Annotated in this window: 16 protein-coding genes; 4 read left to right on the top strand and 12 right to left on the bottom strand. The window is 52.4% G+C overall.

Translation table 11 applies throughout. The annotated features are described in order from the left end of the window. The first annotated feature begins 8 nt into the window (after window positions 1–8). Window positions 9–776 carry an inositol monophosphatase family protein gene (locus tag ACUY4S_RS21460; RefSeq protein ID WP_458022797.1) on the top strand — a complete coding sequence of 256 codons (768 nt, stop codon included), beginning with the start codon at window positions 9–11 and terminating at the stop codon, window positions 774–776. A 10-nt stretch (window positions 777–786) separates the two neighbouring features. Here ACUY4S_RS21460 and ACUY4S_RS21465 read toward each other — a convergent pair whose 3' ends face one another. The 12 genes from ACUY4S_RS21465 to ACUY4S_RS21520 all read right to left on the bottom strand — a co-directional run bounded on the left by ACUY4S_RS21465 (window position 787) and on the right by ACUY4S_RS21520 (window position 14824). Then, window positions 787–1116 (bottom strand): cupin domain-containing protein, encoded by a 330-nt coding sequence (locus tag ACUY4S_RS21465; protein ID WP_312690369.1) that lies wholly within the window; start codon window positions 1114–1116, stop codon window positions 787–789. 75 nt (window positions 1117–1191) lie between these two features. Then, window positions 1192–2661 (bottom strand): SulP family inorganic anion transporter, encoded by a 1470-nt coding sequence (locus ACUY4S_RS21470; protein ID WP_458022795.1) that lies wholly within the window; start codon window positions 2659–2661, stop codon window positions 1192–1194. Continuing rightward, complete coding sequence (locus ACUY4S_RS21475; RefSeq protein ID WP_458022793.1) at window positions 2658–3284, bottom strand: carbonic anhydrase; 627 nt, start codon at window positions 3282–3284, stop codon at window positions 2658–2660. The genes ACUY4S_RS21470 and ACUY4S_RS21475 overlap by 4 nt, the downstream gene beginning before the upstream one ends. Window positions 3285–3658: 374 nt before the next feature. Continuing rightward, window positions 3659–3994 (bottom strand): DUF7716 domain-containing protein, encoded by a 336-nt coding sequence (locus ACUY4S_RS21480; protein ID WP_458022791.1) that lies wholly within the window; start codon window positions 3992–3994, stop codon window positions 3659–3661. A gap of 39 nt (window positions 3995–4033) precedes the next feature. Continuing rightward, window positions 4034–4477, bottom strand: a complete 444-nt coding sequence (locus ACUY4S_RS21485; RefSeq protein ID WP_312690376.1) for a hypothetical protein — start codon at window positions 4475–4477, stop codon at window positions 4034–4036. 627 nt (window positions 4478–5104) lie between these two features. Next, a complete protein-coding gene (locus ACUY4S_RS21490) occupies window positions 5105–5623 on the bottom strand; it encodes a hypothetical protein (protein WP_458022789.1) in 519 nt (172 codons plus the stop codon). Window positions 5624–5743: 120 nt separating this feature from the next. Next, complete coding sequence (locus ACUY4S_RS21495) at window positions 5744–6310, bottom strand: hypothetical protein (RefSeq protein WP_458022787.1); 567 nt, start codon at window positions 6308–6310, stop codon at window positions 5744–5746. Between the two features lie 241 nt (window positions 6311–6551). Beyond that, window positions 6552–6833 (bottom strand): hypothetical protein, encoded by a 282-nt coding sequence (locus ACUY4S_RS21500; RefSeq protein ID WP_312690382.1) that lies wholly within the window; start codon window positions 6831–6833, stop codon window positions 6552–6554. A 2-nt stretch (window positions 6834–6835) separates the two neighbouring features. Further along, entirely contained in the window at window positions 6836–10906 is a 4071-nt protein-coding gene (locus ACUY4S_RS21505) for an RHS repeat-associated core domain-containing protein (protein WP_458022785.1), read from the bottom strand. Window positions 10907–10916: 10 nt separating this feature from the next. Next, window positions 10917–11045 (bottom strand): hypothetical protein, encoded by a 129-nt coding sequence (locus ACUY4S_RS21510; protein WP_312690386.1) that lies wholly within the window; start codon window positions 11043–11045, stop codon window positions 10917–10919. Then, on the bottom strand, window positions 11042–12595 hold the full coding sequence (locus ACUY4S_RS21515; protein WP_458022784.1) for a hypothetical protein: 1554 nt from the start codon (window positions 12593–12595) through the stop codon (window positions 11042–11044). Before ACUY4S_RS21515 ends, ACUY4S_RS21510 begins: the two co-directional genes overlap by 4 nt. Window positions 12596–12607: 12 nt before the next feature. Then, entirely contained in the window at window positions 12608–14824 is a 2217-nt protein-coding gene (locus tag ACUY4S_RS21520) for a type VI secretion system Vgr family protein (protein ID WP_312690390.1), read from the bottom strand. 679 nt (window positions 14825–15503) lie between these two features. On the opposite strand from ACUY4S_RS21520, the gene ACUY4S_RS21525 reads away from it, so the two are divergent. Genes ACUY4S_RS21525 through ACUY4S_RS21535 form a run of 3 tightly spaced genes read left to right on the top strand, consistent with a single transcriptional unit; the run spans window position 15504 to window position 17743 of the window. Continuing rightward, a complete protein-coding gene (locus tag ACUY4S_RS21525; protein WP_312690392.1) occupies window positions 15504–16199 on the top strand; it encodes an amino acid ABC transporter permease in 696 nt (231 codons plus the stop codon). Beyond that, window positions 16177–16947: an amino acid ABC transporter ATP-binding protein gene (locus ACUY4S_RS21530; protein ID WP_458022782.1), complete on the top strand. Its 771-nt coding sequence runs from the start codon at window positions 16177–16179 to the stop codon at window positions 16945–16947. Before ACUY4S_RS21525 ends, ACUY4S_RS21530 begins: the two co-directional genes overlap by 23 nt. A 22-nt stretch (window positions 16948–16969) precedes the next feature. Then, window positions 16970–17743 (top strand): amino acid ABC transporter substrate-binding protein, encoded by a 774-nt coding sequence (locus tag ACUY4S_RS21535; protein ID WP_312690396.1) that lies wholly within the window; start codon window positions 16970–16972, stop codon window positions 17741–17743. The last annotated feature ends 17 nt before the right edge of the window (window positions 17744–17760 follow it).

The raw sequence follows: 17760 nt of genomic DNA on the forward strand, positions 1-17760 counted from the left end.
GTCCGGATATGACAGAACAGTTTACCCACGCGCTTTGTGCGTTGATTCGACGTCTCGGTCAGGAGGCGAAACAGCTTCGCGATAGCGGGCTGACCATTGAACAAAAAGGCCGCCAGGATTTTGTTTCCCAGGCGGATGTGTATGTCGAAACAGAACTGCGCGCGTGGCTGAAAACCCAACGCCCGCAGGACGGTTTGCTCGGTGAAGAGCGCGGGCTGGAGCCCGGCAGCGAGGGGGTGTGGGTCATCGATCCGATTGATGGCACTACAAACTTTATTCTCGGTATGGATTACTGGTGCATTTCCGTGGCGTATGTCAGAAACAATGACATTGTCCTGGGCGTGATTTATGCCCCCGATCGCAACGAGTTTTTCTTTGCCGAAGCCGGAAAAGGGGCGTTTTTAAACGACGAGCGATTAACAATCCGCGATCCTGAACCGGACGCGATCGTGCTCGGGCTGGGGCGCTCCAGCCGTACCGCGCCGCGGGACTATACCCGTACCATTGAAATGCTGTTTGAACAGGGTGTCGAACATCGTCGTTTTGGCGCTGGCGCGCTGATGCTGGCCCACGTTGCCGCAGGCCAGGTGCATGGCTACTTTGAGGCACATCTGCACAGCTGGGATGCGCTGGCCGGGCTGGCCATCATTAAAGCCGCCGGCGGAATGCATAATGACTTTCTTGCCAATAACGGGCTGACGCAGGGCAATAATGCCTGGGCCGCCAGTCCGGCTGTCTGGCAGCGTTTACAGCCGCTATTGCTGCCAGACGAGTGAGGTGATCCGCTCAGGCATAATGTACCGCCAGCCAGAGGGTTGGCGGTTCGGCCTGTGTCCAGTTAACCCGGTGGCGGCACTGCGCCGGGATATTCACAAAATCCCCAACCTGCAACACACGCTCTGTGGTTTCCCCTTCCAGTTGTAAACCCGCAGCTCCCTGAACAATCAGCACCCACTCCGCCTGCGGCTGGCAGTACCAAAAATCGGGCGGACTGGCCTGCCCGGTAGAGATAATGCGCTCGATTTTCACCCCAGGGCGCGATAACAGATCGTCAAAAACCTCCGCGTCCTCCGCCTGTCCGGCATCCGGAAGCTGTTGGAAAAAGTTGCTCAGCATACGCCGCCCTCCCCAGTGATACAGGTTTAAGCATGGCAGGTTGCGCCCGCCGCAGCGAGCGCTTGCCCGACAGTTTTACGTCGCGGGCCACTGATTCAGGTGAATACCGCGCCGCGGCGCGCTTTCGGCAAAGTCGCGCAAGACCGCTTTCACATCCGGGTCGAAATAGTCAGCATTGTCATGCTCCACAATCACCACGCTGCGCTCGGGGATCCTGGCCAGTAACGTCTGCAAACGTGGGTTGTGCAGAAAGGTCAGGTTCTGGTGAATGCGCAGCACATAGTGATCGTCAAAACGGGCGAGTTGCAATGCATTGCGGTGACTGTGGTAAATACTCAGCGCAATTTGCATCACCAGCCCCAGACCGATACCGACCAGCATGCCAAACGCAATGATCCCGACCACTGTAGTGAGGAAAGGCACATATTGCTGCGGCCCGGCGCGAAACTGCGCAATAAACAGGCGCGGTGTCGCCAGCTTATAACCGGTGTAAATGAGCACGGCGGCAAGACTTGCCAGCGGGATCACCGACAAAAAGCCGCCAAACCACAACCCGCATACCAGCAACAGCACACCGTGCAACAAGACGGAGAATTTCGATTGCGCCCCGTTGCTGACATTCACCGAACTACGCACAATCACCGCGGTGATCGGCATAGCCCCAACCAGACCGGAAAGCAGGTTCCCCGCGCCTTGCGCGACCAGCTCTTTGTTTGGCGAGGGCTGCGGGTTCTGCGGGCGCAGTTTTTTCAGCGCTTCCTGGCTCAACAGCGTTTCGAGGCTGGCTACCAGCGCCAGGGTAATGGCGACGGTGTAGACCGCCGGGTTCTGCCACGCCTGCCAGTCCGGCCCATCCAGCTCGGCCAGCAGATCGCCAAAGGAGCCGAACGCAGGCAACGTAATACGCGGTAGCGACGGTAGCAGGTGCGGGGCGGCAACGATCAGCGTTAACACCACGGCGCTGCCCAGCACCACGGCCACCAGCGGCCCCGGGATCCAACTCAGACTTTTGAGCCGCTTAATGGCCGTTAAGTCCCAACACCACAGCAGTAGCAAGCCCGCCGCCGCCACGGCAAACGAGGTCATCGAGAAGGTGAAATCGCCGCTGAACAACGCACGCAAACTGCTCTCTTCTACCACGCCGAAGGCCACCGGGATCTGCTGCATAATCAGCAGCAAACCAATGGCTGCCAGCATCCCCTTGATCACACTACCCGGAACAAGGGCAATAAAGCGCCCGGCACGCAGCAGGCCCATCGCGAATTGCAACACGCCTGCCAGTACCAGCGCGAACAAAAAGGCTGAGAACGATCCCAGTGTTTCTACCGAAGCCACAACAATGGTGACTAACCCTGCCGCAGGGCCGCTTACCGCAAAGCGGGATGGGCTAAGGGCCGTTACCAGTAATCCGCCAATGATGCCGGTCAGCAGGCCGACAAAGGGAGGTAAACCGCTGGCCTGAGCGATCCCCAGACACAACGGTAAGGCCACAAGGAAGACGACGACACCTGCCAGCGTGTCCTGGCGTAACGTATTGTTCTTCATGTGCTTGCCTCCGCAGTTTTCTCCACAAGGGTCTTCAGATGACCGGTGGCCAGGTCATAAACACAGCCATAAATATTGAGTTCTCGCTGGCTACGCCAGACATCCAGCACCGGCGCTGTTTGCACCAGGCGTGAAAACTGGATTTTTACGTTGTCTTCGACCAGCTGGTTCAACGTTTCTGCGTCAGGCGTACTGGGGAATGCGGCACCATCGATTTTCTGGCCGAGGACATCGCGCAACAACGTAATGCGCCGCGCCAGCGCGGAAGATTCCTGTGCGAGGGGTATTTGCGGCAGTTGCAGGGCCGCCTGAACGCCACCGCAACCGTAATGACCGCACAGCACGATGCGGTGCACCTTCAGATAATGCAGAGCGTATTGCAACACGCTCATAAAGTTATCGTCCGTTGGGTCGACCATATTAGCGATATTGCGATGAACGAATAATTCACCGGGATGAGAGCCGGTGAGCACTTCTGCAGGAACACGGCTATCAGAACAACCAATCCATAAAGAGTGCGGCTGTTGTTGATGAAGATGTTGTTCAAAATAGTGTGGATCGCTTTGAAGTTTCAACAGCGCCCAACTCCGATTTCTGGCCAGCAGCGGTTTTAATGTGTTCACAGTGCGACTCCCTTATTGTCAGTGGTTGGCCTGGCAGGTTTTATGCGGGAACTTTTACTACTAGCACTGTCTGGAAAAATACATACTTAAGGAAATTCCTATTATGGTATTAAAATAGTAAAAAAAGTCCAAATGTAAAAAAACGAAAATACGTAATGGCACGCATATACAGATATAGAGATTTTATTGAGCTTATTGATATGTACGCTAATAGTCACCCATACAAGGCTAAATAACTGTGAGCTTTCTGAGAAAGGATATATTGCGTCGCCAGCAGAGAGCTGTTGCAGTAATTAACACGTCATCACCAGGCAATACACTTACGATAGAAAATATTGCCAGCGTTATTATAAGGACAAACAAGACGTTCTTGTTTAGTTTACATCGAGAAAATTATCATTTTCGTAATAATAGTTTAGCGCCCGGATATACTCGTCCAGCGAGGCACCCGGTTTCTGGCGGTTAACCAACATAATGACACTGGTGGCATCTTCACCTGAATAAAGGTACTCCAGTTCATTTTCGATTACCGCCGGGGGGTAAATTTCCGTATCGTCCTCCACCTGCGGGTAACCAGCAAACAGATAGATCCCCTCTGCCGTCAGTTTCTCCCCGGTGCCATAAAGACAAAAGTTGTCATCCTGGCAGTCAGTCTCGTTTATCCAATGGATAATCTCCGCCAGGCTGTATTGGCGATTTTTCGTCAACATATCGTCTCACTCGTCAGCGTATAACACGGTTTATCAACGTCATAGCTTACTTTTTTTGCGCTCCGCCTGGTAAAAGGCGAGGTATTTTTTATCACGTCCCAAAAACGCCTGCGTTTTTGCGTAACCGTAAGCCGCGTGGAAATGAGCGTAAGCTTCCTCGTACTGTTGAAGCTCATAACACACCATGCCCATGATGACCGCCGGCGCCGTGTCCCTGTCGCTTTTAAGCCCCAGCAGCATTTCTGCCCAGACTTTGGCTTTTTCAAAATCACCTTTATCGAACCAGGCAGAGCAAAAGCTTGAGATGATCCACAAAGAGGGCATCATCCAGTCGGTTTTCGGTTCCGGCACTAACGCCCAGGCTTTCTGATATAAAGAAACCGCCCCATCCATGTCACCGCCCTGCCGTGCGTCATCCCCTTCTTCAACAATCTTATCGATTGCACTGCCTAAGGCAGGGTCTATGTCGTATAAATCTCGCACAGGAGCGACTCCTTATTAATTGAATGATAGGGGTAAATCAGCAAGTCATATTGTCGGTTGTCAGGGGTGAATGAAATCAGGCAAATTCTTATTTGCACCCACGTCGTTAAAACGTAAAAATCACTTATCCTAAATTAGACAGCGCAACATGTTACGCATCAACACGGTCTGCCTGAAGTTATATCGACCGCAACGCGTTACGACAACATGTAATATTTCAGGGAAAGGATTAACAGCCTATAATAGGGCATTTAACGATTATTCAAGATAACGCATCCCACCTGAGCCAACCTTGCTAATTATTTAGCATCATTTGCTGAAATAATCAAAAAAATGACACAGGGAAAGGTAGTCATGAAATAAGACTTAAGATAAATTAACCTGCCAATACAAAGTACACAGTAAGCAAGAGTTCTTTAACTACGCTGTTGTCAGTTGTCCTCTCTTGCTCTCGCCGCCGGATTTATTCTGTTCAACGCACCGGGTCTGAACCAGTAATAAACATTTCACTCAGATATTTTTTAATAGCATCATCATATTGGGTTCAATCGCTCCACTATCATTCCTGATTAGAATAAAAGTTTACTCTCTTCACAATAAAGAAAAAAATATCCCAAAAATAACCCTTTATCCTTTTGCGATTATCCGCTGTCGGTGATCCTTATCCCCTTTGACCCAGAACATCTCGCTCGGCGGTAACAACCCGGAAGAACAGAAATCGATTATCGTGCCCGACCAGCCCTCCGGGACATAGCGCTCATAATGCATATTTTCAACAAATTGCGCATACAGCGTTCTGGTATCAAAATCGATAAACAGGTCGGGCATCAGATCATGAATGTCCCACCAGGTCGTATCCGGTGAGAGCCTTCTGTAAAATTCGTCACTTAATACGTCTTTGTCTATTAAATAGCCGTCATTGATGAGTAATGACATAAAGTTATCTGCGTTATCTTCATTAACAATGGGCAGATGGTAACGCTCCTGGTGATCATAGGTTTTTACGCCAAAAACCCCGTGTTTTATAAAGTCATTAACCCAGTTTATTCGGTCTAATACCCAACACGTTTTGAAAGCCGCAAACCAGTATATTTGGTTCTTTCTTTTAATAAGGACAATACTATTTTCGTCTTTATCGATTGGCATAGTAAACATCCATTAATTTCTGTAAAACATTAACACACTTCAATATTGACATCCAGAAAGGCCATAAGCCACCTCACCTTTCCAGCTACCGGACGATAGTTTGGTTTGCAAAGGCGTTGATTATGAATATTGCCAGAAACCGGCTACGATAGATTCATCCGTTTTATTTTTATATAAGTATAAGGCACCATAGCCAAATATATAATCACCGTCGATGACATCGGGTGGATAAAAGTCTTCATCGATCTGCACGAAGAACTGATAATCATCGTGTTTAAGATTCTTATAATAACACTCTTCATCCTGAATCAATTTTGGATGTTCGCTTTTGGTGATAAATCCGAAGTCGTCTGTTTCTCTTTCATTAAAACCAATAATATATGATTGATTAATACGTTCTATTGTATAGTTTTTATTGGTACTTTCACCGGTATAGGGATGAACAAAAACTTTTACTGCGCAGGCAGGGTAAATATTATTCTCCAACAACACATCATATTCTTGCGGAACAAAAATAGAAATAAACAACTGCGAATTTTCCGGATGTTGGAAATTGATATAAAATTTAAGTCCTTCGATTTCAGAGAGTTTATCAGTAAAGTATTGAGGAATATTTCCACCAATTCGGCCAATAATACATTCACTTTGAGAATTATCAATATGAGCCAGTATGTTTACTTTTTTCATTCAGATTTCCTGTTATCGAATAAACTCGCGTAAAAGCCATGCAAGGCATTGATATGTACGTTATTTCCATTTAAATCGCAACACGCATCAAACACATAATAACAAATTGATATTTAACAATTTTTACATACCTTATCCACCTGAAAATCTGTCAGATGAAGCAATCCATAAAAGAAACCACTGGTGATATTTCTGGATAATTAAAAAATAACACCGGGAGATTACGACTCCCGGCAGTACATTACTTCTTCATTTCATTATATCGCTTGAAAAAATTATTTAGCGCATCATGCTCATCTTGTGAAAATAATAAAATAATCTTATCCCATGAGTGCCCTGTCACTTCATAATACTCTTCAATATACGATTGAAAGTTTACTAACGTTTCAATATTGACGATTCCCGTCGGTTCTCTCATTTGCCAACCATCCAGGAAAGCTTTTAACGCCGAAATCGTATGCCGACTTAAATATAAAGCAGGCCTTTTCTCTATCATATCAATCAGTTTAATAATATCGTTCATAATCAAAACCTTAATGGAGTAACATCCAAATCACCGCCAGGAGAGAACAGATCATTTCGCCAATCTTCATATTTTACACCCGTTGGGTTCATATTATCAAAAACTGTATCTCCGACTCTGATTGCTTCGTGGTGACCATTGGTGGCAATATTGGTACCGGCTCTATCACTCCAGATATTACCAAAGAAACCTTGTTTATTCGGCGTTTCGACGATCAGATGCTCACCATGTATTCCTGCTTGTTGCATTTTGGTTTTTAACGCTTTGGCAAATTTATCGCATTTAAAGATCGCTTTAAATTTATCGCTGACTGTCGCAGCCAGATCTCTGGTTTTTGCGACATCACATTCCGTTAATCCTAAAGGATCGATATAACCAAAGGGGTTATGAACATAAGCATAGGTGTTTATTCCGCCTTTTAGCCCTATCGGATCCTGGCTGATGTAGGCGGCAATTGCCGGATCATAATAGCGGTAACGGTTATAGTGCAACCCGGTTTCCGTATCATAATACTGGCCCTGGAAGCGCAGCGGGTTATCAATGCGGTTAGCATAAACCTGCCCCTTTTCGCCCCAGGCACCCGTGTTCTCTGCCCAGACGATGTCCCCGGCAGGCGAGGTCAGCCGGACTGGCGCACCGTTCGGGTCGCAGTGATAGTGCCAGCTCTGTTTTGCCCCTCCTTCCTGTGTCAGCAGCGCCAGCGGCCGGAAGCTGCCGGGGTAGTAGATGTATTCACGCATGCGGCTGAATAAGGGCGCCTGCGCTTTCTGCCGTTTTAACCTACCGCCGGTATCGAAAATGCTCAACGCCGCCAGCGGTTCTTGCGTAGTGGTAACGGTTTCGCCCGCCAGCGCATCACCCTGCCAGTAGAACCAGTGCGTTGATGTGGCGGTCTGTTTAAATACTCGCCGCCCAAGCCCGTCATAACCATAGCGCACCAGGCTGTCACCTTTGCGCACCGCAATAAGCTGGCGGTGATCATCCCAGGTAAAATCTTCTTTTTCGCCCTCGTCCTGCACAGGACGACGCTGGCGCAGTTCTCCTGCGCGGTCAAACACATAACGGACGCCATGACGGGTGCCTTCGCGGAACCAGCCGCCTGCACTGTCGTTGACACTGCGTGTTTTGGTCTGCAACGGGCTCCCTGTTGCCTCCTGCACAAACTGCCGCAGCACGCCATCCGGTGAGGTATGCGCCGTTAACCGGCCAATCGGATCATACGCGTACCGATCGTTTCCCCACTGGCTATCTTCGCGCAACGTCAGGTTGTTCGCGCGATCGTAGGAAAAACCGCGGGAAAACAGCGGCAACGCGTTTTGCAGCACCTGCTGCGAGGTAAGCCGACCAAAGCGATCGTAATTGAAATGACGCGTCACCTGTCCGGACAGTTGCTCGCTGATCCTACGCCCGCTCGCATCGTAGGCGAAAATAATGGGCGCATCATCGTTGAGTTGCACCTGCGCCAGGCGGTCATACTCATCACGCTCATAACGCACCTGATGGCCGCTGTCACTGTCGCGTGAGACCAGCAGCCCGCGCGCGTTGTAACCGTAACGCAGCTGGAAACCGTCCTGCTCTTCCTGCAACAACCGCCCGGCATCGTCATAACGCCATGCCAGCCGTCGCCAGGGGTTTTCGCATAACACCATGCGCCCACAAGGATCATAGTGATATTTCGCCTGTAGCGTATCGCCGCTGCGCCGTTCACTTAATCGCCCGGCTTTATCATAGCCATAGCGTACTTCACGTCCGAGCGCGTCTTCACGGCTGACCAGGCGACCTGCCTTGTCCCAGCCGTAACGCGTCAGCTGCCCCCAGTAATCGCATTCCGAGGTTACCCGTCCAAGGGCATCGCGGGTCAGTTGCCAGCGCTGACCGTTTTGATTAATCACCGCCAGTAGCCGATCTTCCGGGTCATAGTGGTAACCAAACGTCGCCCCATCCGGCGTTTCACTGGCGGTCAGCATGCCGGTGCCGTTATAACGAAAACGGGTCACGTTGCCCTGTTCATCGGTCACGTGGAGTGGATTGTCTTCCCTGTCGTAGACGATACGCACTTCACCGCCCGCCGGATTAACCGTCGCCACCAGCCGGTCTTTGCTATCCCAGTGGTAGCGGGTGCTTCCTCCGTCCGCGTCAATACGCTCAAGCAGTGTGCCGCGCACCGAATAGCGGAAACGGATGGTGCCCGCGCCGCCGGGGCTTGCCGATTGTACAAAACCGAAACGGTCATAGTGATAGCAACCCGACAGCGAGCCCGGTTCCTGCGCCTCAATAAGCTGCCCGTAGCGATCATAGAGATAACGCGCCGTGACACCCGTCGGGTCCGTACTGGCAACCTGATTCCCGTTCGCATCGTACTCGGAACGCCAGATGGCCCCTTTCTCATCGGTCAACGCCAGTAGCTCGCCAAACGCATCATACGCCGCCTGAATCACGCTTCCGTCCGGCATATACTCGGCGGTCATACGTCCCAGCTCGTCATATTCCCAACGATGGGTGCTGCCGTCCGGCTCAATCAGTTCAAGCGTACGACCGAACTCGTCATACCTAAACACAGTGTTGCCACCCAGTGGATCGATTTCCGATACCGGCAGGCCGTTTTCGTCAAAGGTGATGCGTGAGATATTGCCCAGCGAATCCGTCACTTCCACTTCGTTGAGCAGATCGTGATACGCAAAGTGATAATCCCACACGCCGCCATCGCCCCACGCATGCACAACCTGCCAGGCGTCGTTGTACTGATAGTGAAAACCCTGCCCGTTACGATCAATATGACTGACCATATGATGCTGCTGGTAAGAGAAACGGCGCGGATGCGACAGGGCATCAATCTCCGCACTCAGTTGCCCTTCGTCGTCATACTCGTAGCGGGTCAGCGGTGTGACTTCACCCTCCAGCGCATTCCGCAGGCGCAGCGCGAGCAAGCGTTGGTTTTCCTGGGTAACGAGGATTTCACGGCCGGTCAATCCCTGGCAGGTAAATTCGCGAATTTGCAGCAGTTCGCTGCCGTTCCACTCAAAGCGCCAGCCATTACCGTTACGATCGACGAGTTGGCGGATCGGTAATGCCCCGTATTTGCCGCTAAACTGCAGTTGTGGGCCGCTCTCCTGTGCAACCTGCCACAGTACTTCACCATTGACGGTTTCCCGCCACAAACGGCTGCCGTCCGGCAGGCCGGAAATACCCTGCTCACGTCCGTCTGCCTGTGGCAGCCCGGCAAATAATGTTATGCCCTCCGGTTGCGTCAGTATGGCAATGCCATCCTCCGCCATTACCTGCAGACGGATATCCGCTGGCGTCGACCAGCCGTGGCCGCACATCCCCTCTTCGTGCAGGTCGGCTGAGGAGTAAGTGCGGGTCCATGCCAGTGGCAGGCGCCCCGGTAGCAAAAAGTCCTGTTGCTCCAGGCTGACACTGCCATCACGAATATCGACCGGTTCGGCGCGCAATACCCGGCATTTTAAGAAGCCGGGATCCATGTTGCGGAACAGTTTTTGGCGAAGTTTACGGAAACGGCGCATAAAGAGTCGCCATTGCGGCGTTTTCTTCAGCTTTTTAAAGCCCTTTCCCAGACCGCTTAACCCGGCGCGCAGCAGCAGCGCCATCAGGTTAATGGTTGGTGGCCCACCGACAATCACATTGTTGGGGATAGCCAGGTTAAAGGTCAGCGGCAATGTCAGGGAAAGCGGTTTCGGCCTGGCGGCGCGTTTCAGCCGAAACGGCGGGATCAGGCCGAGAATATTACAGCTCAGCACCGGCATGCCGATGCGGGAGAAAGGCTCACCGTCTACAGAAACGGTTTTACTGCCCATAAACAACTCATCTTCAATCTGCGGGCCGCCCGGCGCACGCAGCGGCGGGATCCACGCTCCCCCCACCGGAATATGCACCGCAATGCCACCGGTTCCCGCGCTGGCGCGTTTAATGCTATTGACATGCACCGTTGTACCCAGCAGCGGCAAATAATCGAACACGTCAAAAACAATGCCGATATGTGGCGTTGGCAGCGGCCACGGGTAGGTATGGATATCCAGCCCTAGCTGCGGATCGAAGTGAGCGCCGGAGTGCATCAGTCTCGCCTCAGAACATGGCACGCAACAAGGCGCGCAGGAAAGTGCGGATCTCGGTGGCGAGATCGCTATCGGAGATGCTCAAAAACAGCAGCGCGAGCAGCGTGACAACAACAATGATAATAATGCGGGTCTTCATAACGGGTTGCTTCCTGCATTTTCAGATAACGAGGTATCGGTGTCGCTCCACGCAGGCAGGCTTTGCCACTCACCTGGGGGCGCATCGAAGGGATGAGCGATATCCGGCAGACCATTCCAGTGCGGGTGCAATTTCTCCCGTGCCAGCCGGATAACGCGGCGAAAACTCTCATCTCCGCGGCGGATCAAGTTTTCACGCTCTTCGCGGATAACAGTAAAAGCAGCTTCAAGCTGCAATTGCAGGCGGCTCTCGACCTGTTTCACCTGCTCAATTCCAGGCCTCGGGGGCAAACATGCTTCCGCGTGTTGGACGAGGCGCTGTTTTTCGCTCTGCCAGCGCATGGCACAGGCTTCAATAGCCTCCGTGCGCCGTTTATCATGGATGCGCAACAAATCCTGCAACACCAGCGGTAAAGTCGTCTGCCCGCGTTCGGGGAGCGGCACTTTTTCCGCCGCCTTCACTGCGCGGGCGTACTCTTCCATCGCCGTGGGACGGTGGCCAGCCAGCCACAGGCAGAACCCGGACATGCGCCACCCTTCTGTCTCAAAGACCGGATGCGGGATCGCCTGCGCCTCCAGCGCCGCCTGACGATAGCTTTTTGCCGCCTGCAGATACGCTTTTTTCGCAAACCAGGCGCCGGCCTCGCCAAAGGTACTCTGCGTACGCAACTGCCCTTTCAGCACCGGGTCAGCTATCTCACCCGAGACGTTTTGCGCCTGCCGGTAGTGTTCTACCGCCTGCGCGTGGTCATGGCCTTTCAGCCAGCCGCCGGCGATCAGGTTATGCATCATCGCTTGCTGATCGGCCCAGCCGCGCCGCCGGGCCAGCGCCAGCGCCAGGCTTCCGCGCTCAGCCACCTGTGCAGCAGTGCCTTTTTCCAGCAGGAGCATGGCGTCTGCCAGGTAGCGGCGGAACAGTAAACGATCGCCATCCGGATCGGTTTGTTGCTGCGCGGTCTGGTGCATCACTTTCATGCCATCGATCTCATCGACAATCAGTTTCACCCGCTGCGGGTGCGCCTCGTATAAGGGCTGCCACACCGGTTGTTCAACGGTATCAATTAACAGCAGACGCGGCGCACTTTCTCCCTGCTCCAGCCAGCCGTTAAACCAGCGCATCAGGGCGCTTTCATCACTCACGCCGGAGGGTTTCAGCACCAGCACCAGATAGCGAAGATCATCGGCAAAGCTGTCGGTAAATCCTTGCAAAAGCTGGCTCAGTTGGCCGGGGGAATAACACGGCAGGTATGCGTCGGCATGCCAGGGCGCGGCACCTTCCGTCGCTTCGTAATGTTCGACAAATTCACGCCCCAGCGCCTCGCTGTAACCGAACCCCGTTTCGAAAGGCGTATGCAACCCGAGGAACAAATCCGGCAATGTGCGTCCTTGTGGATGCTGTTGCAGCGCGATAAAACCGTCCAGCAGGGACTCCCCCTGGGCCGGAACCCTCCAGATAAACAGCCGGGTTTGCGCCGCCTGCTCGCTGGCATCCAGCCAACTTAACTCCAGCTCTGCCATCACTTTTTCGGTTGGGTTTTTCGCTTTGCTCATCGGCATTCTCTGTCAGGCGTTAAGCTCAATTTTCTTGCCATTGACCATTACCCCGGCGGCATTGATCGTGATCGTCGATCCGCCTGCGGTGATTTCAACGCTGCCATTACCAATCAGAATGCCGCTTTCGCCCACATTAATGCGGAACGTATCGGTGGCGCTGTCCGCCACGCTGCCTTGGGTAAAACGGGTATCGCCGCCGGTAATACTCAGCGTACGCCCGGCACCAATGCTCACATCCTGCTTTTGCGTCACGGTGCGTACTTCGCTGCTGTGCACCGTTACATTGCGATTGCCGGTAACGTCAAGCGTCTGGTTACCCGTGACATTCACAGTCCGGTTCTGCTGAATGTTGACCGTTTCGTTCCCTTGCACGGTACGGGTACGATCCTGCACCACCGTTAACGTCTGGTTCCCCTGCACCGTGCCGGTATTGTTACTTTTCACCGTGGTGGTGTGATTACCGGTAATGGTTTCGTCGCGGTTTTGCTCCACGCTGAGAGTTTCATTGCCTTTCACGCTTTCGGTACGGTTTAACTGCACCGTGGTGGTTTCATTGCCATTAATGGTTTTGCTGCGATCCTGCCCCACGGTAACTGTCTCGTTGCCATCTACCGTGCGGGTGCGGTTCTGTTTGATATGGCTGGTTTCGTCTTTACCAACGGTTTTGGTGCGGTTGCTGCCCACATCATGCGTTTCGTCATTTTCGACTTCAGTGTCCATATTGCGCTCAGCGTGCAGCCACAATTGCTCTTCGCCGGGTTTATCTTCAAAACGCAGGGCGTTGGCATTATCCGGCGAGCCATCTTTCGAGCGGCTCATAAACCCCATTTGTGTAGCCGCGGCCGGTAGCGCCCAGGGCGGCATGCTGGCTTCGTTATATACCCGGCCAATAATGATTGGGCGGTCCGGCTCACCGTTAATAAAATCCACCACCACTTCATCACCCACACGTGGGATCTGCACCCCGCCATATCCCTGACCTGCCCACGCGCTGGAGACGCGTACCCAGCAAGAGCTATTCTCGTCCCCCTGGCTTTCGCGATCCCAGTGGAATTTCACCTTCACGCGACCGTATTTATCCGTCCAGATCGATTCCCCTTTCGGCCCGACAACCCGCGCCGTCTGCGGCCCATAAGTGCGTGGCCAGTCGGTGGACATTGCCGGGCGGAACGGCGTTGTCGCCGGGATCACGGTAAAATCGATACGGTGTTTCGCCGTGGCGGCATCGCCCGAGGCATACTGATTTTCTTCAAACTCATAGCGTGCGCCGACAACAAGCCACTTTGCGTTGTCGGCGGCGTTGGGAGACTGTGTCAACGTGAAGGTATGCCCTGGCGCAATCCCGGTGGCCGTCGCCGTTCCCTGCGTTTGCTGCTGCTCTGCCTGCCAGGACTGCTGGCGGATGCGTGCATACGATTCGCCGTCGCCATGTTCAACAAAGCGCCCTGGCCAGTCATAGACATCGATTTTCCCTGGTGTGGGGGAAACCGGGTTTTGTAGCGTTTGCAGCATCCAGGCATGGGGTTTGCGGAAGTCATAATCATCGGTGCTGTAAAGCCCCGGCGTCACGACATGCCGCGCCATCAACTGGCTGATGCCCTCTTCATTGACTGCGCCGCCGCTCGCTTGCGCATGCCAGGGAATCGTTTCATATCCGGGGAACGCTTCCGCCTGCGAGTAATCATCCATCAGCACCAGCGTGTGGCCGTCCTTACTGTGACGAAACACATAACTGATGCCTTCCAGTTCCAGCAGGCGGCTTATAAAGTGGAAACTGCTTTCCGCATACTGCACGCTGTAATCCCACTGCCGATAGCTGCGGGTGAGTTTGTCTTCAATCTTGACGTTGTACTCAGAAAACAGTTTCTTTGCGATATCCGGCACGCGCTGCTGCTGGAAGATACGAAAGTTACGGTCACGCATCATCGGCCAGAAATCCGGCTCGAGCGTCGTTTGATACACCGCGTAGCGTGTACCTTCCAGCGCTTCGGAACGCACTGAAACCGCCGTAATTTTGCCGGTGAGATAGCGTTCAGTGCCCAGCACACCGGGGATGACCACGGTCATGTCCTGGCCGAGCAACGCTTGCCGATCGAGGCTGAAGTCTTTGCTCAGCAAATCGACCTGAAAACGAAATGGCGTAGAGAGCTGCTCTTCTCCTTTAAACATCCAGAATAAGAGAGCATCACTCCCGGCGGATGACTGAACGGTTATCCGGTTAACCATACGAGTTCCTTTATAGCAGAGGCGAATAATCCGGGAGAAAACCAGTCTCCACACGTAAGCAGCGCAGGGTATTATGAAAAAGAAAAGTTAAATGCGGGGGTATTATTCCCGGGCGCTGATTTTTAAAAGTAATATTACCCGCATGGCATTGAAATCTGTACTTGATGATAGATGAGATTTATCTTATTTTCCTGGATAAATAATAACTTATTGCAAATCAAAGCGGTGATTATTACCACGCTCGTTTTATGGTTTCCAGGTTATTCGATTCAGCCGACATACTTTCAACGCATGATATATTCTGTGGTTTGTCGTTATATTTCGCCGAACAGTTAAATAATTACTCACGTTATTTTAGAAGCGATGAAGGGTTAGCATTATTTATTTGCCAAAAATAAACGTATATAAACAAGCGCAATGACTTGCCACTCCAACACTCATCCTCAGCGGTGGCCGGTGATATGCCGCTTTTCACCGCCCGGGTCATCACAACGTGTCGCTTGTAGCAAAAAAGTATTGCTTAGCGCATTTTAGTATATGGTTATTCAGATATATTCGTTTTCGCCCACGGTGCAGGGCATATAATCCGCACTAATGCGAGACCAGAATTATTAACTGGGCTTATAATGAACACTTTGCCAGCGACTTCTGGCAACACGCTCTGTTCGGAAGGTGTGCAGTGCCAACATGGTTACCCTTAGCGATTGATTCATTCTGGCCAATGCTTTCCGCTGGTCTGAAGTTCACCATTCCCCTCACCCTGATTTCGTTTGTCCTTGGCCTCACGCTCGGGTTTGTGGTGGCGCTGCTGCGCCTGTACGGGCCGGGTTTTTTAAAGCCGATCGTTCGGTTTTACGTTTGGCTGATCCGCGGTACGCCGCTGCTGGTGCAGTTGTTCCTGATTTTTTATGCCCTGCCCAGTGCCGGCATCACCATTGATGCTTTTCCGGCTGCGGTGATTGGTTTCACCGTCAACATCGGCGCTTATACCTCTGAAGTGATCAGGGCGACGCTGCTGGCCGTGCCTAAGGCGCAATGGGAAGCGGCGCACTCAATCAGCATGACCTGGGCACAATCTTTACGCCGTATCATCCTCCCGCAGGCCGCGCGTATTGCCGTTCCGCCACTCTCTAACACCTTTATCTCTTTGGTGAAAGATACCTCACTGGCATCCGTGATTACGGTACCGGAGATGTTCCTTTCCGCGCAGCAGATTGCCGCCGTCACCTATGAACCGTTGATCCTTTATAGCGAAGCCGCCGTCATCTATTTGTTCTTCAGTTCGGTGCTGTCTCATTTGCAAAACAAGCTTGAGCAGAAATTAGCGGGTACGACACCTAAAGGAGCCGTCAGTGATAACACTCTCCCACATTGAAAAAAGCTTTGACGGCCACCGTGTCCTGAAGGATATCAATTTGACCATTCAGGAAGGCACAGTGACCACGCTGATTGGGCCTTCCGGCAGCGGCAAAAGCACGCTTTTACGTTGCATTAATTTGCTGGAAATCCCGCAGTCTGGCGAGCTGACCATCGGTGCTGAACGCATCGCCTTTACGCCGAATGCGCGTATCAAAGGTCAGGATATTCGCCGTATCAGTCGTCAGACAGGTATGGTGTTTCAGAACTTCGCGCTGTTTCCGCATATGACCGTCCTCGACAATATTACGGAGGGGCTGATCACCGTGCACAAGTGGGAGCGAGAACGCGCGCGCCAGCGTGGCGAGGAGTTGCTGACCAAAGTGGATATGCTGCATAAACGTGACGCATTGCCCAATACCTTATCCGGCGGTCAACAACAACGCGTAGCCATCGCCCGCGCCCTTGCGCCTTCACCGGCGGTGCTGTTATGTGATGAACCCACCTCCGCGCTCGATCCGGAGTTATCCGGCGAAGTGGTGGCCGTTTTACGCCAGCTGGCGCAGGAAGGTACGACCATGATCATGGCGACCCACGATCTGCGCCTGGCGTCCAATATCGCCAGCCAAGTCGTGTTCCTGGAAGCCGGGGAAATTGTCGAATCCGGCACGGCCAACGATCTTTTTTCTCATGCGAAAAAGCCGCGTACCGCGGAATTTATCGCCTCTTTAAGCACAGCGCTCCCGGAAATCGGGGCCAACCAATAACAATCAATAGGGGTAGATTTAGATGAAAGCACTCGCAACACTCGTTATTGCCGGGGTTATGCAGCTTGGTTTTGCCCACGCGGCGCTGGCGCAGGACGATCTGGCAAAAATCCAGTCCGCCGGGGTTCTGAAAATAGGTACCGAAGGCACTTATCCTCCGTTCACCTTCCATAACGCGTCCGGCACGCTGGAAGGGTTTGACGTTGAAATCGGCCAGGAAGTGGCTAAGCGCCTGAAAGTGAAAGCCCAGTTTATTGAAGGCAAATGGGATGGACTGATTGCAGGTATTGACGCCAACCGTTATGACGCAGTGATTAACCAGGTCGGTATTACGGAAGCGCGCCAGAAAAAATATGACTTCTCCGAGCCGTACATTGCCTCCAAAGCCGTACTGATCGTCAACGACAAAAACAGCAGCATCAAGAGCTTTGACGATCTGAAAGGCAAAAAATCTGCCCATTCGCTGACCAGTAATTACGCGCAGATCGCCCGTAAATACGGCGCTGAAATTGTACCGACCGATGGTTTCAACCAGTCTATTGATCTGGTTGTCCAGGGGCGTGCTGACGCCACCATTAACGACAACCTCTCTTACCTGGACTTCAAAAAACACAAACCGTCAGCGCCAGTAAAAATCGTCGCGACGGAAGATAACGCGGAAAAATCCGGCGTGCTGATCCGTAAAAACAATCCGGAACTGAAAGCCGCTATCGATAAAGCGCTGGAAGAGATCAAGGCCGACGGCACCTACGAACGTATTTCTCAGAAATACTTCGGTGCGGATGTGTCGAAATAAACGCTGTGTCTTATCTT

The sequence above is a fragment of the Kosakonia beeri genome, assembly GCF_054165705.1.

Bases quoted from the DNA above. Each gene is read 5' to 3' on its own strand.
- ACUY4S_RS21505 (WP_458022785.1), bottom strand. From the start codon at position 10,906: ATGCACTCCGGCGCTCACTTCGATCCGCAGCTAGGGCTGGATATCCAT.
- ACUY4S_RS21495 (WP_458022787.1), bottom strand. From the start codon at position 6,310: ATGAAAAAAGTAAACATACTGGCTCATATTGATAATTCTCAAAGTGAA.
- ACUY4S_RS21515 (WP_458022784.1), bottom strand. From the start codon at position 12,595: ATGAGCAAAGCGAAAAACCCAACCGAAAAAGTGATGGCAGAGCTGGAG.
- ACUY4S_RS21470 (WP_458022795.1), bottom strand. From the start codon at position 2,661: ATGAAGAACAATACGTTACGCCAGGACACGCTGGCAGGTGTCGTCGTC.
- ACUY4S_RS21465 (WP_312690369.1), bottom strand. From the start codon at position 1,116: ATGCTGAGCAACTTTTTCCAACAGCTTCCGGATGCCGGACAGGCGGAG.
- ACUY4S_RS21500 (WP_312690382.1), bottom strand. From the start codon at position 6,833: ATGAACGATATTATTAAACTGATTGATATGATAGAGAAAAGGCCTGCT.
- ACUY4S_RS21460 (WP_458022797.1), top strand. From the start codon at position 9: ATGACAGAACAGTTTACCCACGCGCTTTGTGCGTTGATTCGACGTCTC.
- ACUY4S_RS21490 (WP_458022789.1), bottom strand. From the start codon at position 5,623: ATGCCAATCGATAAAGACGAAAATAGTATTGTCCTTATTAAAAGAAAG.
- ACUY4S_RS21535 (WP_312690396.1), top strand. From the start codon at position 16,970: ATGAAAGCACTCGCAACACTCGTTATTGCCGGGGTTATGCAGCTTGGT.
- ACUY4S_RS21520 (WP_312690390.1), bottom strand. From the start codon at position 14,824: ATGGTTAACCGGATAACCGTTCAGTCATCCGCCGGGAGTGATGCTCTC.
- ACUY4S_RS21510 (WP_312690386.1), bottom strand. From the start codon at position 11,045: ATGAAGACCCGCATTATTATCATTGTTGTTGTCACGCTGCTCGCGCTG.
- ACUY4S_RS21480 (WP_458022791.1), bottom strand. From the start codon at position 3,994: ATGTTGACGAAAAATCGCCAATACAGCCTGGCGGAGATTATCCATTGG.